The organism is Puia sp., assembly GCF_036500295.1.
Taxonomy (GTDB): domain Bacteria; phylum Bacteroidota; class Bacteroidia; order Chitinophagales; family Chitinophagaceae; genus Puia.
On sequence record NZ_DASYCH010000009.1, the window covers coordinates 1 to 21,356 of the forward strand.

The 21,356-nt window shown below is 57.4% G+C and carries 12 protein-coding genes; 6 read left to right on the plus strand and 6 right to left on the minus strand.

Going from position 1 to position 21,356, the window contains the following annotated elements:
• Window positions 1–893: Kelch repeat-containing protein (locus VGM48_RS03700; protein ID WP_331576369.1), on the plus strand; the 893-nt coding region annotated here is incomplete at its 5' end.
• Between the two features lie 24 nt (window positions 894–917).
• On the opposite strand, the gene VGM48_RS03705 is transcribed toward VGM48_RS03700, so the two are convergent.
• Together VGM48_RS03705 and VGM48_RS03710 are read right to left on the minus strand one after the other, a co-directional pair.
• Window positions 918–3,383, minus strand: coding sequence for a mechanosensitive ion channel family protein (locus VGM48_RS03705; RefSeq protein WP_331576370.1), 2,466 nt, complete (start codon window positions 3,381–3,383; stop codon window positions 918–920).
• Window positions 3,380–3,940, minus strand: coding sequence for an HdeD family acid-resistance protein (locus VGM48_RS03710; RefSeq protein WP_331576371.1), 561 nt, complete (start codon window positions 3,938–3,940; stop codon window positions 3,380–3,382). The genes VGM48_RS03705 and VGM48_RS03710 overlap by 4 nt, the downstream gene beginning before the upstream one ends.
• Window positions 3,941–4,221: 281 nt before the next feature.
• Between VGM48_RS03710 and VGM48_RS03715 the strand changes: the two genes are divergently transcribed.
• The 5 genes from VGM48_RS03715 (at window position 4,222) to VGM48_RS03735 (ending at window position 6,788) form a co-directional block, all read left to right on the plus strand.
• Window positions 4,222–4,401 carry a hypothetical protein gene (locus tag VGM48_RS03715; RefSeq protein ID WP_331576372.1) on the plus strand — a complete coding sequence of 60 codons (180 nt, stop codon included), beginning with the start codon at window positions 4,222–4,224 and terminating at the stop codon, window positions 4,399–4,401.
• A 111-nt stretch (window positions 4,402–4,512) separates the two neighbouring features.
• Complete coding sequence (locus tag VGM48_RS03720; protein WP_331576373.1) at window positions 4,513–4,740, plus strand: hypothetical protein; 228 nt, start codon at window positions 4,513–4,515, stop codon at window positions 4,738–4,740.
• A 91-nt stretch (window positions 4,741–4,831) separates the two neighbouring features.
• On the plus strand, window positions 4,832–5,833 hold the full coding sequence (locus tag VGM48_RS03725) for a metallophosphoesterase (RefSeq protein ID WP_331576374.1): 1,002 nt from the start codon (window positions 4,832–4,834) through the stop codon (window positions 5,831–5,833).
• Entirely contained in the window at window positions 5,830–6,357 is a 528-nt protein-coding gene (locus tag VGM48_RS03730) for a YceI family protein (protein WP_331576375.1), read from the plus strand. The genes VGM48_RS03725 and VGM48_RS03730 overlap by 4 nt, the downstream gene beginning before the upstream one ends.
• A 29-nt stretch (window positions 6,358–6,386) precedes the next feature.
• Window positions 6,387–6,788, plus strand: a complete 402-nt coding sequence (locus VGM48_RS03735) for a c-type cytochrome (RefSeq protein ID WP_331576376.1) — start codon at window positions 6,387–6,389, stop codon at window positions 6,786–6,788.
• 63 nt (window positions 6,789–6,851) lie between these two features.
• Here the strand turns inward: VGM48_RS03735 and VGM48_RS03740 are convergent, their stop codons facing one another.
• Genes VGM48_RS03740 through VGM48_RS03755 form a run of 4 tightly spaced genes read right to left on the minus strand, consistent with a single transcriptional unit; the run spans window position 6,852 to window position 21,353 of the window.
• Window positions 6,852–8,846: a hypothetical protein gene (locus VGM48_RS03740; protein ID WP_331576377.1), complete on the minus strand. Its 1,995-nt coding sequence runs from the start codon at window positions 8,844–8,846 to the stop codon at window positions 6,852–6,854.
• 4 nt (window positions 8,847–8,850) lie between these two features.
• Complete coding sequence (locus VGM48_RS03745; protein ID WP_331576378.1) at window positions 8,851–14,481, minus strand: hypothetical protein; 5,631 nt, start codon at window positions 14,479–14,481, stop codon at window positions 8,851–8,853.
• A gap of 15 nt (window positions 14,482–14,496) precedes the next feature.
• Window positions 14,497–17,898: a hypothetical protein gene (locus VGM48_RS03750; RefSeq protein ID WP_331576379.1), complete on the minus strand. Its 3,402-nt coding sequence runs from the start codon at window positions 17,896–17,898 to the stop codon at window positions 14,497–14,499.
• Window positions 17,895–21,353 carry a DUF6603 domain-containing protein gene (locus VGM48_RS03755; RefSeq protein WP_331576380.1) on the minus strand — a complete coding sequence of 1,153 codons (3,459 nt, stop codon included), beginning with the start codon at window positions 21,351–21,353 and terminating at the stop codon, window positions 17,895–17,897. Before VGM48_RS03755 ends, VGM48_RS03750 begins: the two co-directional genes overlap by 4 nt.
• Window positions 21,354–21,356: the final 3 nt, after the last annotated feature.

Here is a 21,356-nt window from a genome sequence, read left to right on the forward strand (position 1 = left end):
ATACCGGCACCACGGAGATCTTCGACCCCGCCACCTATCATTTTACCTATTCCGGCAGCCTCCATATCCCGCGCTGCGGGCAGACCGCCACGCTTCTTGCCGGCGGAAAAGAACTGCTGATCACCGGCGGGAACAACGACAGACCCCGGTTGGCCAGCGCCGAACTGTATAACGTCGCCACGAGTCAGTGGACCCAGCTTCCCGACATGCGGGCCGGCCGCGAAGGCCACCAGGCCGTACTCCTGAACAATGGAAAGGTCCTGATCATCGGCGGCAGCGGCGACCCTACAAAAGCAACGGAACTCTATAACCCGGCCACGCGGAAATTTGAAAGTGGCCCGACCCCGCCCCTCGATCTGGCCAACACCCTCGCTGTTCCGCTCGCCGATGGCCGCATCCTGCTGGCCGGTGGCAGGGACGGCCGGAAGCTCACCCCGACAGCCATGGTCTATGATGCGGCGACCAACCGGTTCACCCGGGTAGGCGATCTGGTGACGGCCCGCTACAAATGCGCCGCTGCGAATTTGCCCGATGGCCGGTCGCTGATCATCGGCGGCAGCGATGAACGGGACTGGAAGGGGAAACTCCGCAGCACGGAACTCTTCGACCCCAAGACAAACACCTTCTCAAAAGGTCCCGAACTTAATTTCGAACGGTTTAAACTGACCCATGCCGTCATCACGATGAAAAGCGGTGATCTGCTGGTCGCCGGTGGGGACCAGCACCTGGAACAATGGCGTCCCTCGACCGGCCGCTTCACCGTCGTAGGGGCCTTTGATCAACCCTGTTATTACTCCACGGCAACGCTGTTGCCTTCGGGGCAGGTGCTGATGGCGGGTGGGTATGGGAATGATGCGCAATGCGTCGCCAAGGCCTGGGTGTACGTGCCCTGACCGGCCGCGGCCGGACGCAAATCTCTAATTGACGATGATGCCCTTTTGATCGAGCAGTTGATAGATGCTGGTGCGGATCTCGCCCGTAGTGTATGGTGTTTTTGTGATATCCTTTATCCAGAAATAGACCTTCAGCTCTTCGGTCTTTGAGGTCAGGGTATTGATCATGACCTCCGGATCGCGGCGATCGAGCACGTTGGGATGTTTTTTCACGACGTCGCGGATAGCTTTGGGATCGAGGGCCCCGGGATGCGTGGGTTTCTCGATGGTGAAACTCAGGGCCAGCCGGACATGGTTGTTGCTGAGGGTCCAGTTGACGATATGATTGGACAGTACGTCGCCATTGGGAATGATCACCTCCGCACCGTCGTCGGTCAGCAGGGTGCTGCTCCGGATGCCGATCTCTTTCACCCGGCCGCGTTTGTCGCCGACCTCCACCGTATCGCCGATGCGCACCGGGCGATCGAAGATCAGGATGATACCCGACACAAAGTTGTTGACGATATTTTGGAGACCCAGGCCGACGCCGACGCCGAGGGCCCCCAGGATGACGGTGATCCGATCGACAGAAAGTCCCGATGCGGCAACGGCCAGCAGAAAGCCGCCGATCAGCAGGACGAGCCGGGTGATTAGCAAGCGCGAACGCTGACCACGGTCATCCATAGCCGCGTCGTCCCCGGTGTCGCCGAAGAAATAGGCGATGAAACGCTGCAGGAAGTTGGCGAGCCAGATGATGCCGAGGAAGAGAACGAGTCCGCCAAGCGTGAAGGAAAAGCTGCCGACCGAGCGGGAGTGGCCAAAGAAATCCGTCGGCCAGTCGTTGAGGGCGTCGAACAGGTTCAGGTTGGTGGTGAAAACGATGAGCCAGAGAACGATGGCCAGCAGCAGGACAAACCGGTTCAGCGATTTCGAGACCGCGGCGAGATCAAAGTTCTCGGGATAACCCTTGCGTACCCGGCTGCTGACGATCTGCAACAGAAAGGTCTCCACCACGAGCCTGAGAAATACGGCGAGCGACACCGTCTGGGCAAAGGTATAGACGGCCGTTGCGCCGAATATCTGGGACAGCGTCACCCGCCCGAAGATATTGCAAACCACGGCCAGCAGGTTGAGCAGTAGGTAGAGACCGGCCGCCGCATAGATAAAGCGCAGCCGGCCGCCCAATTTCCGCTTGCCGAAAAGATAGAAGGAGGCGAAGGCGAGTGAGGCGAGGTCGACAAAGAGTTCGGCCCAGCGTTGCATGGCGAAGGGCAGTCCGAGGATGCGGATGACGGGCAATAGCAGGAAGAGGATCAGAAAAGTGCACCAGCCATAGAAGAGAAAGCGGGAAAGATGCTTTTTCAGGATAAAGCTAAGCACGATCATGAGCAGAAACTCGATGGATTCGATATAGATGGCCGGCGCATGAAGGTCGAATAGGGGCGCGAGGCTAAGGACGAAGACCAGCGCGCCGGCGACGGGATGGGGGTTGACAAAAGAAAAATGGTACTCGTCGAGGGCGGGAAGTTTACTCATCCGGCGAAGAGTATGGAAGTTGTACCAGACCCAGAAATAGAAGGCGATGCCGGTGAAGAGCAGCCAGAGGCGGTTGGTCCGGTTGTTGTCGAAATAGAATCTGGCCAGCTGCCGTTCGCTGTCGACCGATCGCTGGAAGTTCGCGCGGGAAAAACTGCTGGGATTGGCCGACCGGGGCTCCCAGATATATCTTCGTTCTTTGCCGAAGGCGCGGGAGCCGACGGCTTTCAGGGCCTGGTCTACGCGGTAGCTGAGATCGGTGATGGTGATCGCATGCGCCGAAGCCTCGGACTTCAGCGAGTTGACATAGTTACCGTTCAGCGCGACGAGGCTGTCCACCTGCCGCCATTTGGTCTTTAGCTGTTGCAGCTGCAGCTGAAAAGTATCTTTTAAGGCCGTGTCGCGGAAGATATGGAGGATCAGGGTATCCTTGCGGAGATCGGCAATTTCCTTCCGGATGCCGTCGAGAGCGGTGTCATATTGATTGAGATAACGCGCATAACCCCGGATATTCTTGTCGAGGGCATCCAATAACGTATTGAACATCTGCAAGTTACGGATATTCAACGTGCGATCGCTTTGCGACATCCTATCCTTCAGGATGTCCAGTGCGGAGTCTTCCAGGTCCAGTTTATTATCGATCTCCGGCAGCCGGACAAAGGATTCCGTAACGATCGGCACCCGGTTGAGGGTCTGGTACACCCGTTCCAGGTCCTCGGCATAGTCGCTGGTGGTAGGCAGATCTTTTGTGGTAAAAAGCGTGGAGTCGAATTTGCGCCGGACATGCTTGAATGCCTCGCGGTAGATCTCGCTCTTTCTTCGGGTGGGCTTTGCCGAGTCGGTCTTTTGCGAGTTTGCCTTTGCCGAGTCGAGCTTTTGTGCTGCCGGTTTTGGCGGCGGCACCTTTATAGTATCCTGCGCATGCAGGATCCCGATGGTCCAAATGCTTGCCGCCAGAAGAAAGAGGTGTTTCATAGCATCATATCTAGTGTGTTGGCCATTTTCCGGTACCGGAATGAGTCGATCACGTAGAACGTTCCCATAATGATGCCAAAACAGCCGATGATCAGCGTAATACTTGTTGCCCGGGCAAACGGACTGAAGAGAAGCAGGGCTCCGAAGAGGAAGAAGATCATCCCGATGAAGATGATGAATCCCCATCTTCCCAGGCGGCGACGGAGGAACAAGGCCGCGAGTATCTTTAATAACCCGACGAGGAAGAGCCAGCTACCGATAAAATAGGGTAGGGCGATAAAGGCGAGCAGCGGGTTCAGCAGGAACAGGATGCCAAAGAAAAGATGGAGGATGCTTTCGGCCTGTAACCAGTTGCGTTGCTGTGGCCGCATCGGGCGGATAATGATCATCGCCAGGAGCAGTCCGCCGTTTAGCAGGAGACCGATGCCGGCGAATTTCGTCAGCTTTACATAACTGCTCATCGGATTAATAAAGGCAAGAACACCGACGCTTATAAAAACGACGCCGGCGATAAAGAGCAGTCCCCAGGTGGCAAAATTCTTGGCAGGAGAAGACATGCAGCAATATACGCAGAATCAGCTTTTTATTAAAAATATACCCAAAAGATACCCTTAGACGGAGCGAAAATTATCCAAAAAAGCTTGCAAGGCTCAAAATCGAACACTATTTTTACATCATCGACAGCACGCAACTCCAATCTCCCCGAGAAACCAGCGTCGTACCCAATCTCCCTCGAAACACCTTTTCTTTCTTCCTTTCTTCCAATGACTATGAGCTACCCCCAATAGCGTAATTCCTTTTTATACATAGTCTTCAATCACCAAAATCGTACCCAGTTATGAAAGCTCTTATCAGCATCACCGTTCTCGTTGCCATCGTTTTTACCTACATCGTCAGCGCCTCTTTTTATGTTCAGGGCGAACTGATCCTGGCTTACTCCCTGATCCTCGTTTCCATCGCTTCTTTTGTTCTCTGGATCAAGTCGAATGACTTGCTCAAAACGCTGGCAAAGGCTTAATGCCTGCTTTGTTTCACGGTTGATAGTTCATGTTCTTGCTTCTTGCTTCTTAGTTGTTGCTTCTTTGTTTCCTGGAATGCTTCTTTTCTCTAACACCGCAAAATCACAAAAATGAAAAAGTTCGTTGCTTTTCTGACGCTGCCCGTTATCTTCCTGCTTTGTTTCTTCGCCGCAAAACTTTACATTAACGACCAGTATTTCGCTGCCTACACGCTGGTGGCCACCTGGTTCTTCTCCTTCATCTTCTGGATCCAGAACGTCGGCCAGCTGTTTAATAAGCCGGCGGTAGTCGTTCCGGCGGTTCCGAGGGCGTATATCAGCAATAAGAAAGTTGCTTAATCGACAATTTGATCAAGAATAAGGCCTGCCTTATGTAAATAATTTCGGGCCTGCTGGTGGATTCTCTTTTTTTGCTTTACAATTTCAGATTATGAAAAAAGCAAAACAGGAGGATCCTATCAGTGTTATCGAAAGCGAGGACGGCATCGACAGAGCCGGCTTTATAAAATGTATGGCCTGGGCCGGTACAGGCGTGTTATGGATGTTATCCGGCGGCGGGCTCAAATCCTACGGGATGAGCCAGTTGCTCGACAAGGACACCGGCAGGCTCAAACCGGGCATCTCCCTTCCCAAGGCGGATTTCAGTTTTGTTCAGATCAGCGACAGTCATATCGGGTTCAACAAAGCCGCCAACCCGGATGTGATGGGCACGCTCCAGGCGGCCATCGACAAGATCAACGGCCTTCCCACGGCCCCTTCTTTTGTCCTGCACACCGGCGATCTGTCGCATCTTTCCCAGAAGGATGAGTTCGATGCCCTCGACCAGTCGCTGAAAAATATAAAGACCGACCGCATCTTTTATGTCCCGGGTGAGCATGATGTCCTCAACGACGGCGGGAAATCCTATCTCGAACGGTATGGAAAGGGCACCAAGGGTCAGGGCTGGTACAGCTTTGATAAAGAGGGCGTCCACTTCATCGGCCTCAACAATGTCTTCGACACTTCCGAAGGCGGCCTTGGCTCGCTTGGCGCCGATCAGCTCGCGTGGCTGGCGGATGATCTGAAAGGGCTGTCGAACAGCACGCCCATCGTCGTGTTTGCGCATATCCCGCTTTGGGCTGTTTATCCGCAATGGGGGTGGGGGACCAGAGACAGTGAGCAGGCGCTTTCGCTGCTCAGGCGGTTTGGCTCGGTGTCGGTCCTCAACGGACATATCCATCAGACGATGTTGAAGGTGGAGGGCAATATCACGTTCCACACCGCGACTTCTACGGCATTCCCGCAGCCAAAGCCCGGAACGGCGCCCGCGCCCGGACCGATGAAGGTGCCGGCGGAACAGCTGCGTGGGTTGCTTGGGCTTACTTCGGTCGTTTACCAGGAACATGCCAGCTCGCTGGCGATCACGGATACGGCGTTAATTACGGCGCCATGAACAAATACATCGTCCTTCTTTTGAGCCTCTTCATTGCCCGGCAGGGTGTGGCTCAATACCAGCCGCAGGGATCGGGGTCTTCGGTGCAGTTCAAAATAAAGAACCTCGGCTTCAATGTCACGGGATCGCTGAGCGGTCTTGCGGGAAAGATCGTGTTCGATCCTGCCAAACCGGAGGAAGCCAGCTTCGACGTTTCGGTCGACGCCAGTACGATCAACACGGATAACAATATGCGCGATGAGCACCTACGGGCGGAGACTTACTTTGACGTGTCGCATTACCCGCGGATCCGGCTGGTGTCGGACAGGATCACCCAACAAAAAAAGGGAACTTATCTTTTTACCGGTCAGCTCGCGCTGAAAAATCATCAAAAGGAGATCTCCTTTCCTTTTATGGTCACGGAAGCCGCCGGTGTTTACCGGTTTCAGGGAAGTTTTGTGATCAGCAGAAAAGACTTCGAGATCGGGGGTTTCAGCACGATATCGGATCAGTTGGAGGTCACGCTGGACGTGACGGCAAAATAAAATCAATCGGGTTTTAAATAAGAATCAACATGCTTGTAAATAAAAGGACAAGAGTGGTCACGGGTTTGGCGGTCGCGGTGACGATCGCTTCGATAACGGCCGGCTGGGCGAAGCCCGACAGCGAATTCGTGAATTTGAAGGTTCTTCCGAAGGATGTCTCTTCGAAGATCCTGCAACATATTATGATCGATGAGTTTGAAGATGGTCTTGGCGTAAACTGCGCCTTCTGTCATGCGGAGCAAAAGGGTTCGCATAAACTGGATTATGTCAGTGATGCGAAGCCTGAAAAGCAGATTGCGCGGAGTATGATGCGCATGACGTTGAAGCTGAACGCCAGGTATTTTCAGGTGCACCGGCCGGGGTTGGGGGACCCCGGTCTGGTGGTCACCTGTACGACTTGTCATAATGGTAAGCCGATGCCGGGGGAGTGAGGCCTTGCGGGGGCGGACCTTGCCGGGGAACGAGGGCTTTACGGGGAGAAAAGCTGCGAGATCTTATTGGGGCGGTGCGGGTGGTGGCGCCGGCGGGGTTGGGTCGCGATTGAGGATCAGGTCGAATCCGAGTCCGCTGCTGCCTTCTCCGCGGCCGGTCGTTTTGCGTGCGCCGAACCAGACGAATACCTTCCCATTTGCCCAGCGCGTTCGTTTGAAGCCCTGGGCGACGATGATGCCCGAGCGCGGCACTTCTTCTTCGTGGATGAAATAGGCTTTTTTATCGGGAAGACCTTCCTGTAACAGGGCGGTGCGTGGCCGGACCTTGTCGGGCTTTGGGGAGGGGTTATTCTCCAGGATCCTCGGCATGGCGGCCCTTTGCAATTGTACCTCCCGGTTGCTACCATCGACATGCGTTGGGATAAAGGGTATCCAGTTTTCAGGAACGGTATTCATGATCTCGTAGCGGATCTTTGCCACCTCGTCGCCGTCTGCAACCGGCGGTTCAGGCGGTGGCACTACTCCGAGGTCGTCGATCTGTTTTTGCAGCAGCCCGAAATATTCCGCCGCGGCGCCAAAGCCCGATTTGCTCCAGCCGCTTGGCAGAGGGATGATGGTCTCTACGCCCCAGACCATATTGGCTACCTCGTCGCGGATGAAAAGCACTTCTTCCATGGATGGACTCTCCTGGATCCTGGCGACGGTCGGCAGAAGGAGCAGATCGGTGTCGGCGGCGACGGGTTGGTTACTGTCCACTTTCAGCGTGAACATATCCCAGCGGCTTGTGTCGGCGTCGCTGCCTTTATCGGCGGCTTCGATCCAGAAGTTCTCTCCAAAGGAATTGGTGACGGAAAGACCCTTTATCGCCGTCAGGCTGCCAACCGGCAGATCATAGGGAACGAGATACCAGTCGTTGGCATATACGAGCCCGAATTCGATGAGGAGTGATCTGGCCAGACCGGTCGTGTCGGGTTTGACGGCGCCGAAGTTGGTCTTCGCATCTTCGAAGGCCCACCAGCGGGTATTCGGCATCCCTGCGAAGGTTACGGGCGTAGGGATGAGGGACATCCTGGTGAGGACGGGCGGTACACCCGGCGGTACGATCGGGGGCACGACCGGCGGTGCGACCGGCGGTACACCCGGCGGCACAGCGGGCGGCACGGGGGCGGAACCATCCGGCAGGGGGCCGAGTGGTTTATCCTTGCGGTCGACATTTACATTATACCAGTCCAGGTGACCCTGGTAGTACCCTTCGGCATGCAGCAATTTCTGGCCGTCGCTCTCCGGCGCGGAAAGATAGAACTGGTATTCGAGCTGGGCGGGCTCCCAGGCATCGTTGACCGGATCGTCCGGCTGATAGAAGAGATCCCGGTACCAGGAAGTAAAGTCCGTTTCCGCTTTATCAAAGGCGTTATGGTCCAGGCCTGCCGGGAAGGAAGGGTCATCATAATAATGCGGGACCGTCTTCCAATCGGCATATAGCGCGGCGCCGTCGACCATCCGGCCTGCCACCGCGGCAAACTGCTGCCAGGCTTCGACATGTGCGCAGATGGCGGCATCTGTTTTTTGCGTCGGATCGGGCTTTTTGAATCCGTAGTGATCCAAAAAGAATTTCCTGCTGTCATTGGTCAGCACTCCATTGTCATTTACCAGCTGCAGCCAGCGTCTACCCATCACCAGCCGCAGGTCCAGGGAGATATCCTGCTGAAAGGTGGAAAAAGGGAGAGGACGCTGCTCGACTTTTGCTTCGAAGGGGATCTCTTTATCGAACGCCTGCACCCCCTTGCTGTCGGCCTGGTATTTATCCAGTTCCGTCGTCGACGTACACAGCTTGGCCGTCACGGGGGAGCCGGCATCTTCGCCCTGGAACTCGCCCATCTGCCATTGTTTGCACAACATCCAGGAGGCATCCCTGACCTCGGCCTTCAGCGCCCTTTCAAATTCGTCGGTGTGGGGCCTTCCTTCGAGTCTGCTCCAGGCAAAGGTGAGCGGAAAGGCTTTCCGGGCGGTGAACTCTTTCAGCGCTACTTCAGCAGGGATTATCGTTAGCTCAGCCATGGGATCATTTTTTTGTGGTGATGATATTCTTTACCGTTGTTTCCGACAGATAATGCGCTTTGTTGTCGAGCACGATGGAATAGGGAAAAAGGCTTTCTGCCGCCAGCACGGCGGGCAGGAGGCTGGCAAAGGGCGTAGTGTCGATCTGGTCGGGCCCGACTGCCCGGCTCTTCGCGGCGTCCAGCGTATAAATGAGGGAATCCACCAGGTCGTCCCATTGCCAGTTGTCTGTCAGTTGGGTGGGGGTGACGAGCAGGAGGGTCTGCGGGGCCTCGGCATTGGGGCGGTTGTAGTTGAACGTTATCCCTGTCGTTTCTTTTCTTGCGGGTATTATCTCCACCCATTCGTCGGCCCTTACGCCGCAAACTTCGGCGGGCGCCGCGGCGTCACCGGCGGTGAGGGAGGTATAGAGGAGAACGTTGGACCCTTCTGCATCGACATCGGCTTCCGGGTAGGGCAGCGCCATCCAATGGTAGTTTGACGTGAGGAAGGGCAGTTGCACGGGATGCAGGGTCAGGTCTTTTTCCGGGAGTCCGAACGCCTCCCGCAGTAAGAGACAGTTTTCCAGGTGTTTCATCTTGTCGTGCACCCGGGCGATGCCGTGCAGCCAGTCCTCCAGCGGGCGGGTGCGTCCGCCGGTGATGAGGAAATCAAGCAACGGCCCGGTAGCGCCCCATGAATTGCCCACCTCTGCCTGCTGGTCCGCCGGCAGGACATATCGCGGGATCATCGTGAAGGCATCCCCAAAGATCTGTCTGGCGGCGGCCTGTAGTTGTGTAACCTGGTCGCCCGGTGACAGAACCGGAAGTCCTGTCAATGCCTGGTCGACGGCGGGAAGCCGTTTTTGCTGAATGTCGGTCGCGAGGGCAGCGCCCCTTGTCTGCCAATCGTAGACAAAGGTGACGATCTGGCCAAGCAGGGCGCTGATATCCAGCGGTTGCAGGTCGAAGGGCCGGGTATCTACGGCCTGGATATCGGTGATCAGGGCGTGTAAGGAAGTCTGTTTGCCCTCGACCGCCTTGCTCAGTGCGTCAAAGGCATCGTCGAATTGCGATTTATGATCCTGGACGATCGCCAGGGTGATGGCATCGGCCGATGTGGCCGTGGCGGCGACCAGCCGGTCCAGGCTCTGAAGTGTCGGGATATCCGGGACCGGGTTGGCGAGCAGCAGGGCGGCATACTTGTCGGAATTCACCTGCCAACGGGTAAGGGTATCTTTTTTTACCTGGGCGATCAGTGCCGTGAACCACTGTTGCCGTTGGGTGTACAGGGACCCGGAACCCGTCTGGGGGATCCCGTAACTGCCCAGCTGCAACAGGAAGGAAATGAAACCGGCGATCGTGTCGTCCACCTGCTGCACGATCTTATCGAGTTGAAGGGGGGTGGCTGTCGCCCGATCGGGCAGGACGGCCAGGTAGTGCAGGATACCAGCGGTGGCCGAGTCGGTGACCAGGTTGCCCAGGGAATGCGAGACATCGGCTATCCGTTGGGCAGACAGTTCGGGCGGCGGCGCTGTTTTTTTATCCGCTTCGTTGGAAAGGGCGAGGTCTGTCGGGCTCAGGGAAGCCGAAGCCACCAGCAGGGTGCGCAAGCTGTTGAGCAGCGGCATGACCTCGAACAGGGAGAGGCGTCCGGCAACGGCAGAGCTCTCCGTATAGCTCAGGCGGATGGTGCTGTCCAGCCGGACATCCGTGTTATCGTAGACAAAATGTATGAACCGGTCGTCCAGTTCGTCGAGCGAACCGGTATCCCGCGTGTTGGCCACATAGAGCAGATCGATGGGCTGCAGTCCGATGTCCGCGAGAGATATCTCGAGTCGCTGATCGGGGCCGGCAGCCAGACTGTCAAAGCGGATGACGCAGATGATCTTGTCGAGTCCCGGGAATATATTTTCCAGCCACTGGTTCATGGAGGGCTCGCCCTGGACGCGGGGATTGGTGCCTGCCGCGGCCAGCGGCATATAGGTAAAAGGAATGGCGACACGATGTGTCAGGGTTGTCCCGCTTCGGGGGGTGCGGATGACCTCGGGCGCCTGGGGATAGTTGCCTTTGCTGTATGAGTCGAGGACGCCGGCCGCCCTGTCCATATTTCCCATCAGCGCATGGTGTACGCTTTCCGCCATGCCCAGGTCGGCGACGGCATCCGCCATATCGATGATGTGGTTGACGGAATTGGTTATCGCGAGGGCAACGGCTGGGGTGGCCGGCGGGAGAACGAGATTGAAGGGGTAGCTCTTGCCCGCGCCCGTCTGCTTTCTAACCCAGTCGGCTAATCGCTGTCCATGCACCACATTCCTGGCCTCGATGGCCGTGATCGGAACCTTGTCCGGGTCCACTGAGGGATCGGGGGTATTCTTCACCTGGGTGTCTTTGATCTGGTCGGAGTTGAGGGGGAACAGTTTGCGGATGGAATAGATATAGCTGTCGATCTTCTGGGCGGTGAGATCCTGCCGGTCGTGCAGATCCCGTTCGAACTGGTAACCCAGCAGGGCGGCAAGGCTTTGTCCACCCTGGATCCCCTCGATGATGGAAAGGGCGAGCCGGATGCGTTCGGAGTTGAGGTTGACGGCCAGCACGCTGGTATCGTCCGGTTTGCCGTGGGAGAGATAGCCGTTGCGCAGGATCGCGGCCGTGACGGCCTGATTTAGCGAGGGGGCATGGATATATCCTTCGTTGGCGCTGTCGCTGAGGAATGTCTTCGCGCCATCCGGGTTGAATTCCTTCGCCATATCGGATGGGAGCTGTGCGTTGCGGATGGCCCCTGCCGGTGCGGGGGCTACATTTTCCAGCCAGCCGAAGGCGCCGAGGAAGATGCCCTTTTTTCGGTTGTCCCCGGCGGCGGATGGGGAGTTTTGCCGCATGATCGTCAGCTCGTCGGTCAGGATGCCCATCTTCCAGGCATCCAGCCGGTAGGAACAGCAGTCGAGGTGTTCGGCCAGCGCGCGTTCGAGCCGGGCGGTGGATATCTTCTGCAGGGCATCCAGGGCCGTCAGCTGTGCGGCGAGATAACGGGAATGCTCAGGTACCAATGCAAGGAATAGCGAATCGCGGATAAATTCCGACACCGGTTTCGCCGGCGAGATGGCGGGGACCGTCTGATATAGCAACGCATAACGGCTCTCGGTGACCACCCCTTCCCACTGCTGGTGGATGAAAGGTTGTTCCACCCGCATGGTGGCCAGCTGCGCCGCGGGAAAGGCGTTGACCGCACCGGCCGCGTTGACGGCGCTGCCGTGATAACCCAGTTCCAGCGCATATTTTAACAGCCGGTAGAGTTCCGCTTCCGGTCGTTCCTTCAGCCCGTCCCCGACGCGTACGGCGTTCTCCGAGGTCCTGGCCTGTTCCAGCAGGGCGGTGAGATAGTTTTTGCCATCGGCCGTATAGGCGCGGATGGGCAGGGTTTCCGAGAGGGGGCTGTCGTCGATGAGCACCTTGATGGGGTAGGGGACGGGCAATGCCAGCAAATGGGCCAGCTGCGGATCGGTGACCGTTGGATATCCCAGGACTCTCAGCATATTGATGACATTGGCGATCAGCGTGGATGCGGGCGGGGAGCCGGGCCGGAGGAAGCGGATGGCATTACCCAGCTCTTCCAGGCTTTCGAGATATCGCCGGTGGAACTCCACTGAATTGGGGTGAAGGCTGAGGATGTCGAGCAGGGTCTTGTATACATCGGGTGTCGGTGATCCGATTTGCGGCAGACGGCTTGCCTGGTCCGACCAGGTTCCGTCAAGCTTTAGCAGCAGTTGATAGAGACCGGCTACAAATTTCGTTGCCGGCGGGATGAGGAATTCCCGTGGACTATTGGGACTGGGGTTCATCCATTTCAGCCGCCGGAAGGCTGCCGTCGGCAGGATACCATAAGGTTGTGTTCCGATGCGGATGGCGGGGACGGGCCCGCGGCCGCTGATAAAGGCATTGAAGAAGTCCCGGGTCTGAACGATGGTCCCGGTGGAGAACCCGTCCTTCATCATCGACTCCATGGCATAGCCGAGGGTGGCGGGCCACAGGGCCGTATTCATATTCCGGGCATCCGCCTGGTCAAGTCCTTCGCTGTACAACACCTTTTTGATCACCGCGTCGTCCAGTCCCAGCCATTCGGCCAGCCATTGGCCGTCCGACTTTTTGTTCCAGTCCGCGGTATAGCTGAAGCCCTCCTTCAGCAGAAAATATTTGTCAAAACTCTTATCGGGGTCGTCGAGGGAGATATACCCGCTGCCGCCGGAGTCGGTATTGTTTGTCGCAGTACCCTGTGGAACGATGGCAAATCCTTTGTTGCTGAAGTAATGATGATCCAGCAGGTCCGCCAGTTGCTGACTGCCGGTGGCGGCATCGGCGCTGAGCCGGACGCCGAGCACCATCAGCCGTGCGAAGCCCCCGGTCTCATCGGGCGCCAGATCGACGCGGAAGCCCATGCCGATGGAGACCGCCCTGTCGAAGTCGGCTACCCAGCGAATGGCATCGCCAAAGACAAGATCCCCGTCGGGGGTCTGCTGGAATTGTGGATCGGCGGGCGGCGCGCCGGGATCGTCGGGGAGGGGCGAAGGATCGGGGCTTGTCGGCAGAGGAAACGGTATCGGCTGGCCGAAGATGGGGGCCATCGCCATGTTGTTCTTTATGCGGATCAGGGCCAGCCGTTCGGGCATCAGGTTGACCCTTGTAGGCTGGGACCAGCTGTTCTCTTTTCCGATGTTTTTGTCGAGGTCGGGGAACACGACGATGGCGAACGCCAGGGTCGTCTGCTGGCGGGTGAGTCCGGTGGGGGGCTGGTCCCCGAAATTGACCGGTTGGAATTGGGTGATGACCGTATCGGCATCCAGCAGGGGGTTGGCGAAATTAAAGGCGTCTTTTACGGTTTGTACCTGCTGGGCGTTGCCGTTGGCCAGCCATAGTTTGCCGAACAGGTCGAAGATCGCCGCCTGATTGGTGGGATCCCATGTCTGGATCTGAATGGCGAGGATCAGCGTTTTGTCGCCGCCGACGGGAAAGATGCTGGTGGCGGCATCGGGTTTCAACTGCCGGGTTATCCAGGCCGCACGACCACCGCCGTGGACGCCGCACAGCATCCGCCAGGCCGCTTTCTGACCGGCGAGTGTTGTCGCATCCGGATTGGCCGGGTCGGCCGGCTGTCCGGCGCCGTAATAGGCTGCCCAGAACCGGGCGCCGTTGTTCACCTCCTGGCGCGAAAGCAGGGGCTCGAAGCTGTCCACCAGGCAATCGTCGGGATACACCCGGACCCATAATTGCGGTTTGCCGTTGACGGTCTTGAAGCGTGTCTCCATCCGCAGGGGGAAAAGAAGAAAGGGGGTCGTGGCGGCAAAGGTGGACTCCAGCTGTCTGCGGGGATCGAGGAAGACGGCAAAATTGTTCTCGACGGCAGCCAATTGCTTCCGAACGTTGGAATAGCTTTTCTGTAAAGCTCCGGCCCTTTCTTTGCTTGCGGCTATCTGGTTGTCGAGCTCGGCACTGCGCTGAATAAAAGCGGGGTTGTTGTCGCCTTTCTGCCGGTCCAGGCCGGTCCGTTGCTGCTGCAGCATGTGAAGCTGCTGATTGGCCGCAATCAGGTCGAGCCTTGCCTTTTCCGTGTCCTGCCTTCTGGCAAGCAGATCGGTCCTTGTCTGTGTGAAGTCCGCCATGGGTTGATCGGTTAACTATTTTTTCAATAACATTTCTGACGCATGCACGCATACCATCATCGGCTCCTGGTAAAGGATATAGGCGAGGTTGGCGGAATCGATCGCGGCGTTCCACTTCACCTTTATATCATCCCCATACTGTTCATTCTCGTCCTGGCTTTCCGTATCTGTTCCGGGATTGTGAAAGCCGGGCGGCAGGGCCAATGGGGCCGGCAGGCCGATGACATCGATGACCCCTTCATCGGCGGGTAGCACCCTCGACCAGGCGAGATCGTTCCAGGTGTTGAGGGTATCATCGCTGCCGTCGGTGGCGGCGATATCCAGGCCAAAGCGCAGCTCACCCGGTCGCTCCTTGAGTACAAAGAACCAGCCGGCATTTTCCTGCGTCGGGATGGCCGGCTCAGTCGCGCCCTTGGCTTCGTCCACGGTGAGGTCGAATCCGAAGAAATAGATATCCGGGTCGATCTTTGCCTGATACAGCGGGGTGCGGACGGCGGCGGGGTCGGGCGTCTCGGCGTCACCCTGTTCCGGCTCGAAAAGGCTGCGGACGAGGTGTACGTCGATCTTTCCGGTTTCCTTGTCGACGGTCCAGGCTGCTTTCTGCGCATATACGACGGTGGTAGGATATTTCTTGAGGAGTTCGCCGCGGACGACGAGCACCACTTCTTCTTTTGGCGGCTGGCCTTTCGGCTGGCGGTTATCGTGATCACCCAGGTTGTCGCTGCGGAGCCAGGTATCCAGCCGGGTAATGTCATAGTAGGGCTCGTGCTGCAGGTCTTCCGGCAATCTGGCAAGCGCCGGGTTTTTCAGAATGGAGGTTACGTCCCAGAACTGGCGGAAATAGCTGCCCCGCTGGTCGGTTGGAAATTCCCGCCACAGCAGTTCACGGGCAAACTCGTGGTTGAGGCCTACCATATAGGATTCGATAAATTTCTCGTTGGTCTCCAGGAGGGTAAGACTGTTCTCTTCGAGGAGCCCGACGTTTGGGAGGAACAGCTCGTCCGAGATCTTTTTTAAAGGCAGGTACATGGGCGTATTGATCTTTGGATAGGCCATGGCTTCCACGAGGCCGTCGTCGGTCTGCTGATCTTTTATCCATGCGGGGATGGTGATATATTGCCGGAACCAGGCAGGAATGGTCTTTGACGGCAGTATTTGCGCGAGGATGGCGTTTGAAAGGGTGGGAAGCGTCAGGGTGGTCCGGGCAGGCGCCGGCGGGTTGTCGTTTTTGACGATCGTCAGCAGACCGTACATGTCTTTTACGGATGTCTTGAACAATGCGGCTGCCGCGTTATCGGTGGTCCCACCTGTCGAAGGGGAAAAAGGTTCCTGCGGTTCGGTGAGCTTGAAGTCATTGCTTGCGGGCCATTCGTCGACGGAAGCCGGTGTCTGGTTGGCGGACAACAGCGTGTCGTCGGTCTTTAGCTGGTTTGCCCAGGTGGTAAGCCGGCGCCAGAGATAGACAAGGCCGCCCGCGACGGCCAGTCCAGCGATCCACAAGCCGGCGGCGGCTCCCAGCAGGATCAGGAGCAGGACCAACAGGATGGCCAGTCCGAGCGGGACAGCCGGCAGCCAGGGATATTTCCGTAGCAAGTCTTTCAGCCAGCCGGGTATCGCAGGGGATATTGCGCCGGCGATGCTGTCCACGGTGGGCAGGGCCGGCGCCGTCACTTTTGGCGGAGAAGCCGGAAGCTCGCCGGTGCCGACGCGGGTGACCACGGTTTCCAGTCTCAGGGTCTCGCCGGCGGGCAGTTGTTTTTGCAGGCGGACAGCCATGCGGCCGCGGGGGCGGACGATGCGGCGCATGGCCGAAGAGAGGATCGTATTGGGCAGGACGCTCTGTTTAACGGTGGAGAATACGGTGGCACCGTCGACCAGTACGCGCCGCTTCAGCGGGGCCGTCAGGAGTAACAGCTTGGATGGATCGGTGTCCGCGGCCCGGATAAAATGTTTTGAGTACAAGGCCGTCGTCGCCAATAGAGCGAATTGGCCGAGACGGATATGCCGGTTACCGGTCAACACATCGCCTATCTGCTCCCAGGCCGAATTCATAAAATCTTCCTGGTTCTCCTGGACCACCCGCGTGCCAAAATGGGCCGGGACCCGGAAGCGCGGATCGAGGTTGAGCTCGGTGATCCAATTGTAAAAATTATTATCGTTATTGATCCGGGTGCCATCCGCGTTCTCATACACTCTTTCGACCATCGCATGCCAGCGGCCATAGATGGGCGGCAGGATCAGCGGGTCCTGGTCGACATTGGGGTCCGATGAGGGCAGGCCGTCAAAATCAGCGTTGGCGTCAAGGGTCGACTTACTGTTATAGTCGTCTCCCAGGTTCAGGAAGCTGGCTACGGATACCTGGAAGGGATGGAGGTCCGGCAGGTGATTGATGGCCCAGTCGTCAAACTTCTTCATCTTTGCGATCTCGTCATCCGTCAGCGCATCTTCGGGCACTTTGAGGGCGCCGCCGAGCCGGAGGATGCCGCCGAGGGGACTGGCGGGGTCTTCTTCCCAATGGAGGTTGCCTTCCGGTTTGGTCATGTCCATCACCCTTCTGCCGATACGGCTATCGGCGACCTTGGGTTTCAGGAGCCGAACGAGATATTCGAAGTCTCCCAGCGACCCCGTATTGAACTTCCAGCGATAATAATAGGGATAATCCAGGCTTGCGACGCTGTCTTCCCATGCGATGGTCTTTTTTGCGTTGGCGATATCTGTTGCGCTGCCCCCGGTGCCGGCCAGGCGGCCGCTTTCGTAGGCCGGGATGAGAAAGGCGCTGTAGGAGGTCGCCGGCTTTAGTTTGCGCGGACAGATGAGCCGGGAATAAGCCTGATCGGGATTGGTATCCAGGGCAGTTTGCAATTTGTCCAGGGCCGCGCCGACACCCGGGGCGTCATCGGTCAGGATGGTGGCGGGATCGGCGGTCAGGTCGCCGTTGTAGTGTACATGGGCCCAGGCCCATAGCTGATCGGTCCTGGGAAAAAGGCTTCGGGTACTTATATCCTTTAGGGTGAAATAGGGCAGCGGGCGATCGAGCAGGTTCTGGCCTTCGGTATACTCTCCATCCGCCAGCACTACCAGGGCTATCCAGGGATTGAGCCGTTGTGATGCAGCCTGTACGGGGGTGTACCGCCAGGGGAAATCCTCGTCATAGAAATCGATATGCGCGAGATAATTGGATTCGAAATTCGTGATCCAATTGTGCGGCTCCGTTTTTATGACCTCGCGTGGATCGATGCCGATGATATCCCCCGGGCCGTAGATCTCGATCGTCTTGTCGTCGAGGTCCTGGGACAGGGCGTCACCATTGGCCTTTAGCTTAACGATAAAAGCGGCCCGGGCCCCGGCGGTCGGAACGATATCGTTGGCAATGCCCTGCCGGAGATAGGGCAGGAAGGAGTAGGTTGCTAGACTCATACGAATGCGGCTTCAAATGTCGGGATGACGTGAATTTCTTCCGTCATTCCGGGGTTGTTGGAAATATGTGTGTTCAGATAATCCCTGGCATGCACTTCCGAGGGGAAGACCGGCGCGCCGGACAGCGGCCTGTTATCATCCACGCCTGCTACGACATAGGTCGGCTGACCCACCTTGATCCGCTGATCGACGGTCGTCGGAACTTTGTCCTTTTTAACGGCGTAGGACAGGGAGTTGCGGGTGATGGCGGCCCCAGCCAGCCAGTGATAGAAAAGTGTGCCGAACGTTTTGAAATGGCGTGTCGGCAGGTCTTTGTCGCCGTCGATGACCTTGAGTTCGTACCGGACGATCCTTTTGACCACCTTTCCCGAGCCCAGTTGCCTGCCGGAGAAGGCCAGTTCCACGCCGCCGGCGATATCCTGGAAAGGGGCGAGGGAGAGCTTGTCCGCATCGCTGAGGTTCTGGAACTGCGCGATCGCGAATTTCTCTTTTGGCGGGTTAGCCGTGGCGGTCAGGTCGGCGCTGTTGACGGTCACGCTGAAGAGATGGGCGTCGGAGATGGGGCTATTGCCCACCTTATCCACGTGGACGCCCAGGGGGAGGACCCGCTGGCTGATCCGCAAACTGCCGAGGGGATGCAGTACCATGACCTCCGTCGTCGCATCGAGCTTGCGGAGCGACACGAGGAGGTTGGTGTTCGGGGGCAGTTGGGCGCGCCAGTTGTCCGCTTTGTTCAATTCGGTCACGAGGATCGGGATCGCCGGGATGGCGGGGAGGGCCGGATTGTCGGCCTGGCCCCAGGTGATATCGAAGTGGACGGAGATGTCGATGGAGAAAAGCCACAGATCGATGGACAGCGTGGCCTTGCCGGAGGCGCGCCAGGGGGCAGGACCTTCAAGATGCAGGGCCAGGGAGATGGTGAACAGTCCTGCTCCGAAGACGGTTATGCCGATGGAGAACGAGATGTCGATGATAAAATGGAAGGGAGAGAATTGGAAGAGGGCGTCGAAGGCGAAATTGCCGTGGATGTTGAAATCGTCGATGCCATAGAACAATTCCGCACTGGCGCCAAACTGCACTGTGTTGGAGGTGACGGCGAAATAGCACTCCACCGAGATGCGCTGCAGAGGATTGCGCAGCACGTCGATCGCGATGCGCTGAGGGCTGGGGAAGGGGAGGGGCGGCGGATTGAACTGAGGGTGGAAGCCGCCAACGCTGAGCACGAAATTCGGGTTATCGCTAAAGTCCATCAGCAGACCCATTTGTCCTTCCATGGTCATGAACAGGATGCGCGAGTCGAAGAGCGAGGCGAAGAACCAGACCCTGCTCTTGTCAAATTCCAGCGCACCGATAAAGGCGACGTTGATGACGATCAGCGCCGCGTCCGCGGTGGGCAGCGCGACGGCCAGGATGCCGATGATCGCCACGTTACCGGGGATCTCTATGATCAGGCCAAAAGAAAGACTGATCAGTGTCGGGGTGCCCCAGCCGATCTTGAGCATCGGTCCGATGAGAAAAGTCCCTTCCTTTGGCGGGAACCAGGTACGCAGATCGCTGATGATCCGGGGTGCATTTGCCACGGGGTCCGTTGGGAACATAATGCTGTTGATGGCGCCGGTTTTGACACCGGCGGCAAGGGGCTCGAGCAGCATCGTGCGGTTCAGTCCGAGGAGCCCGCCAAGGCCTATCAGCGTGAAACCAAAACCCAACTGGATGCCGGTGCCGAATTCCGCCGTTATGATGACCAGCAGGGAAAATCCTTTTGTGCCGTCGGGCATGATCGTCGTGATGATGCCGATGGCTTTGACCGTGACGATCTCCGCAATGGACAATTCCAGCACACCTGCATATTCTCCCTTGTCGGGATTGCAATAGAGAAAACCGCCGCCCTGGACGATGGCCGCGTCGATGCTGAGACCGGCGCCGTCGGGCGGTTTGAAACCGATGTCCAGCTGAACGGGTCCCAGGTTGCCGCTGTTGCCGGGAGGGAAGGAGAAGGTACCGGTGACCCCGATATTCTGCACCACGGCTGTCAAAGGCCCCAGCGCCGCTTTCATATTTGCGCCGATGCTTATGGGGAACTTCCCGCCGTTGAAGCCAGCCATCAACGTCAGGCTATCGATGGAGAGGGGTCCCAGGTCGATGTGTGTGGGCAACTGTATCTCCAATGCGCCGCTGCCCTGGAAGTATACGCCCTTCGATGTCGAAATGCCTAACAACAGATCGAAGTCCCCTTCGATCTTTGTATTGCCCAGCAGTTTGCCGATGAATCCGTCGCTATTCGACGTATCAATCACCACCTTGCATTGAGATAATGCCGTTTCCCAGGCAAAACTTCCTTCCGCCTGGTTGGTAGCGCTGTTCCAGGTGAAAGTAGCCTTGATGCCTGTTTTCAGCTGGTTCAGGGTGATCCTGCTGCCACCCGATTCTCCCAGCAGCATCAGCGCGGATTGGCCCTCCGGCGGATCGATGATAAAACTGATCGTCAGATCGCCCGCCACCTGCCCCGAGGGCGGCTTGATAATGATGTTACCGCCGGAATCGAGGATCAGGGTGGTTGAGCCTTTGATATCGGCGTTCACCACCAGGTCGAAGAACCAGTTGTCCCGGAGAAAGGGCAGCTTGACCTCGATCCCTTTTGAGAGGTCTCCCTGCAGGATGAGCTGAAGGCCTTTTTTTCCCGTTAGCAAGGGTTGAAGGGTCAGAAAGGAGAACTCAAAGGACGGTATATCGGCCGGCAGTATCGGCTGGTGATAGATGACCGGAAGACCGATGGCGCCGATAAACTTGTTGATATTGGTAAAAAGCTGCTTCCCGTCGAATGCGGGGTCGCCCCATCCGTATAAGGTTTTGAAATACCCGGCGGGATCGCCGAAGAAATTACTAAGGTTGCTGAGCGTAATGCTGCGTTTCGTATAGGCGGGATTGGAGATATTCCCGTCCACTCCGGGAACGTCCTCGTAGGTGATCAGCCCACCGAGGTTGAGTATATTCGAAAAGACGGGATAGTGTCCTTCGAGATGATAGACGACCAGGTATTCGAATATCCTGCGCGGAAGTTCGTCTGCGAAGGCGGTCAGTTGACCGGGATCGACTCCGGGCAGCGAGCCCGACAGGTTCTTCAATTCGGTGCCGATCGCAGTTGCATCGGTGATGATGTTCTTCAGGAAGGAGGAGACATCTTTTACCGAATTGATCGCGGCCCCCAGATCCTCATCGGTAACCGCTTTTTCGACCTCCGTCACCAACGCGGGTATCCTGGCCACTTCCGTCACCAGGTTTGTCAGAGAAGTAACGAACTGGCCAAAGGTCCCCAGGTTCTCCGGCAAGCGAAGACCCAGGGATGCCAGGGTCGCCCTGATCTTATCGCCGGCAAATTTATCTTCGATGGGCTCGAAGGCGGCAGCCAGCTCTTTCGCGATCAATTCCAACGTTCCGGAGGGTTGATTGGCCATGAC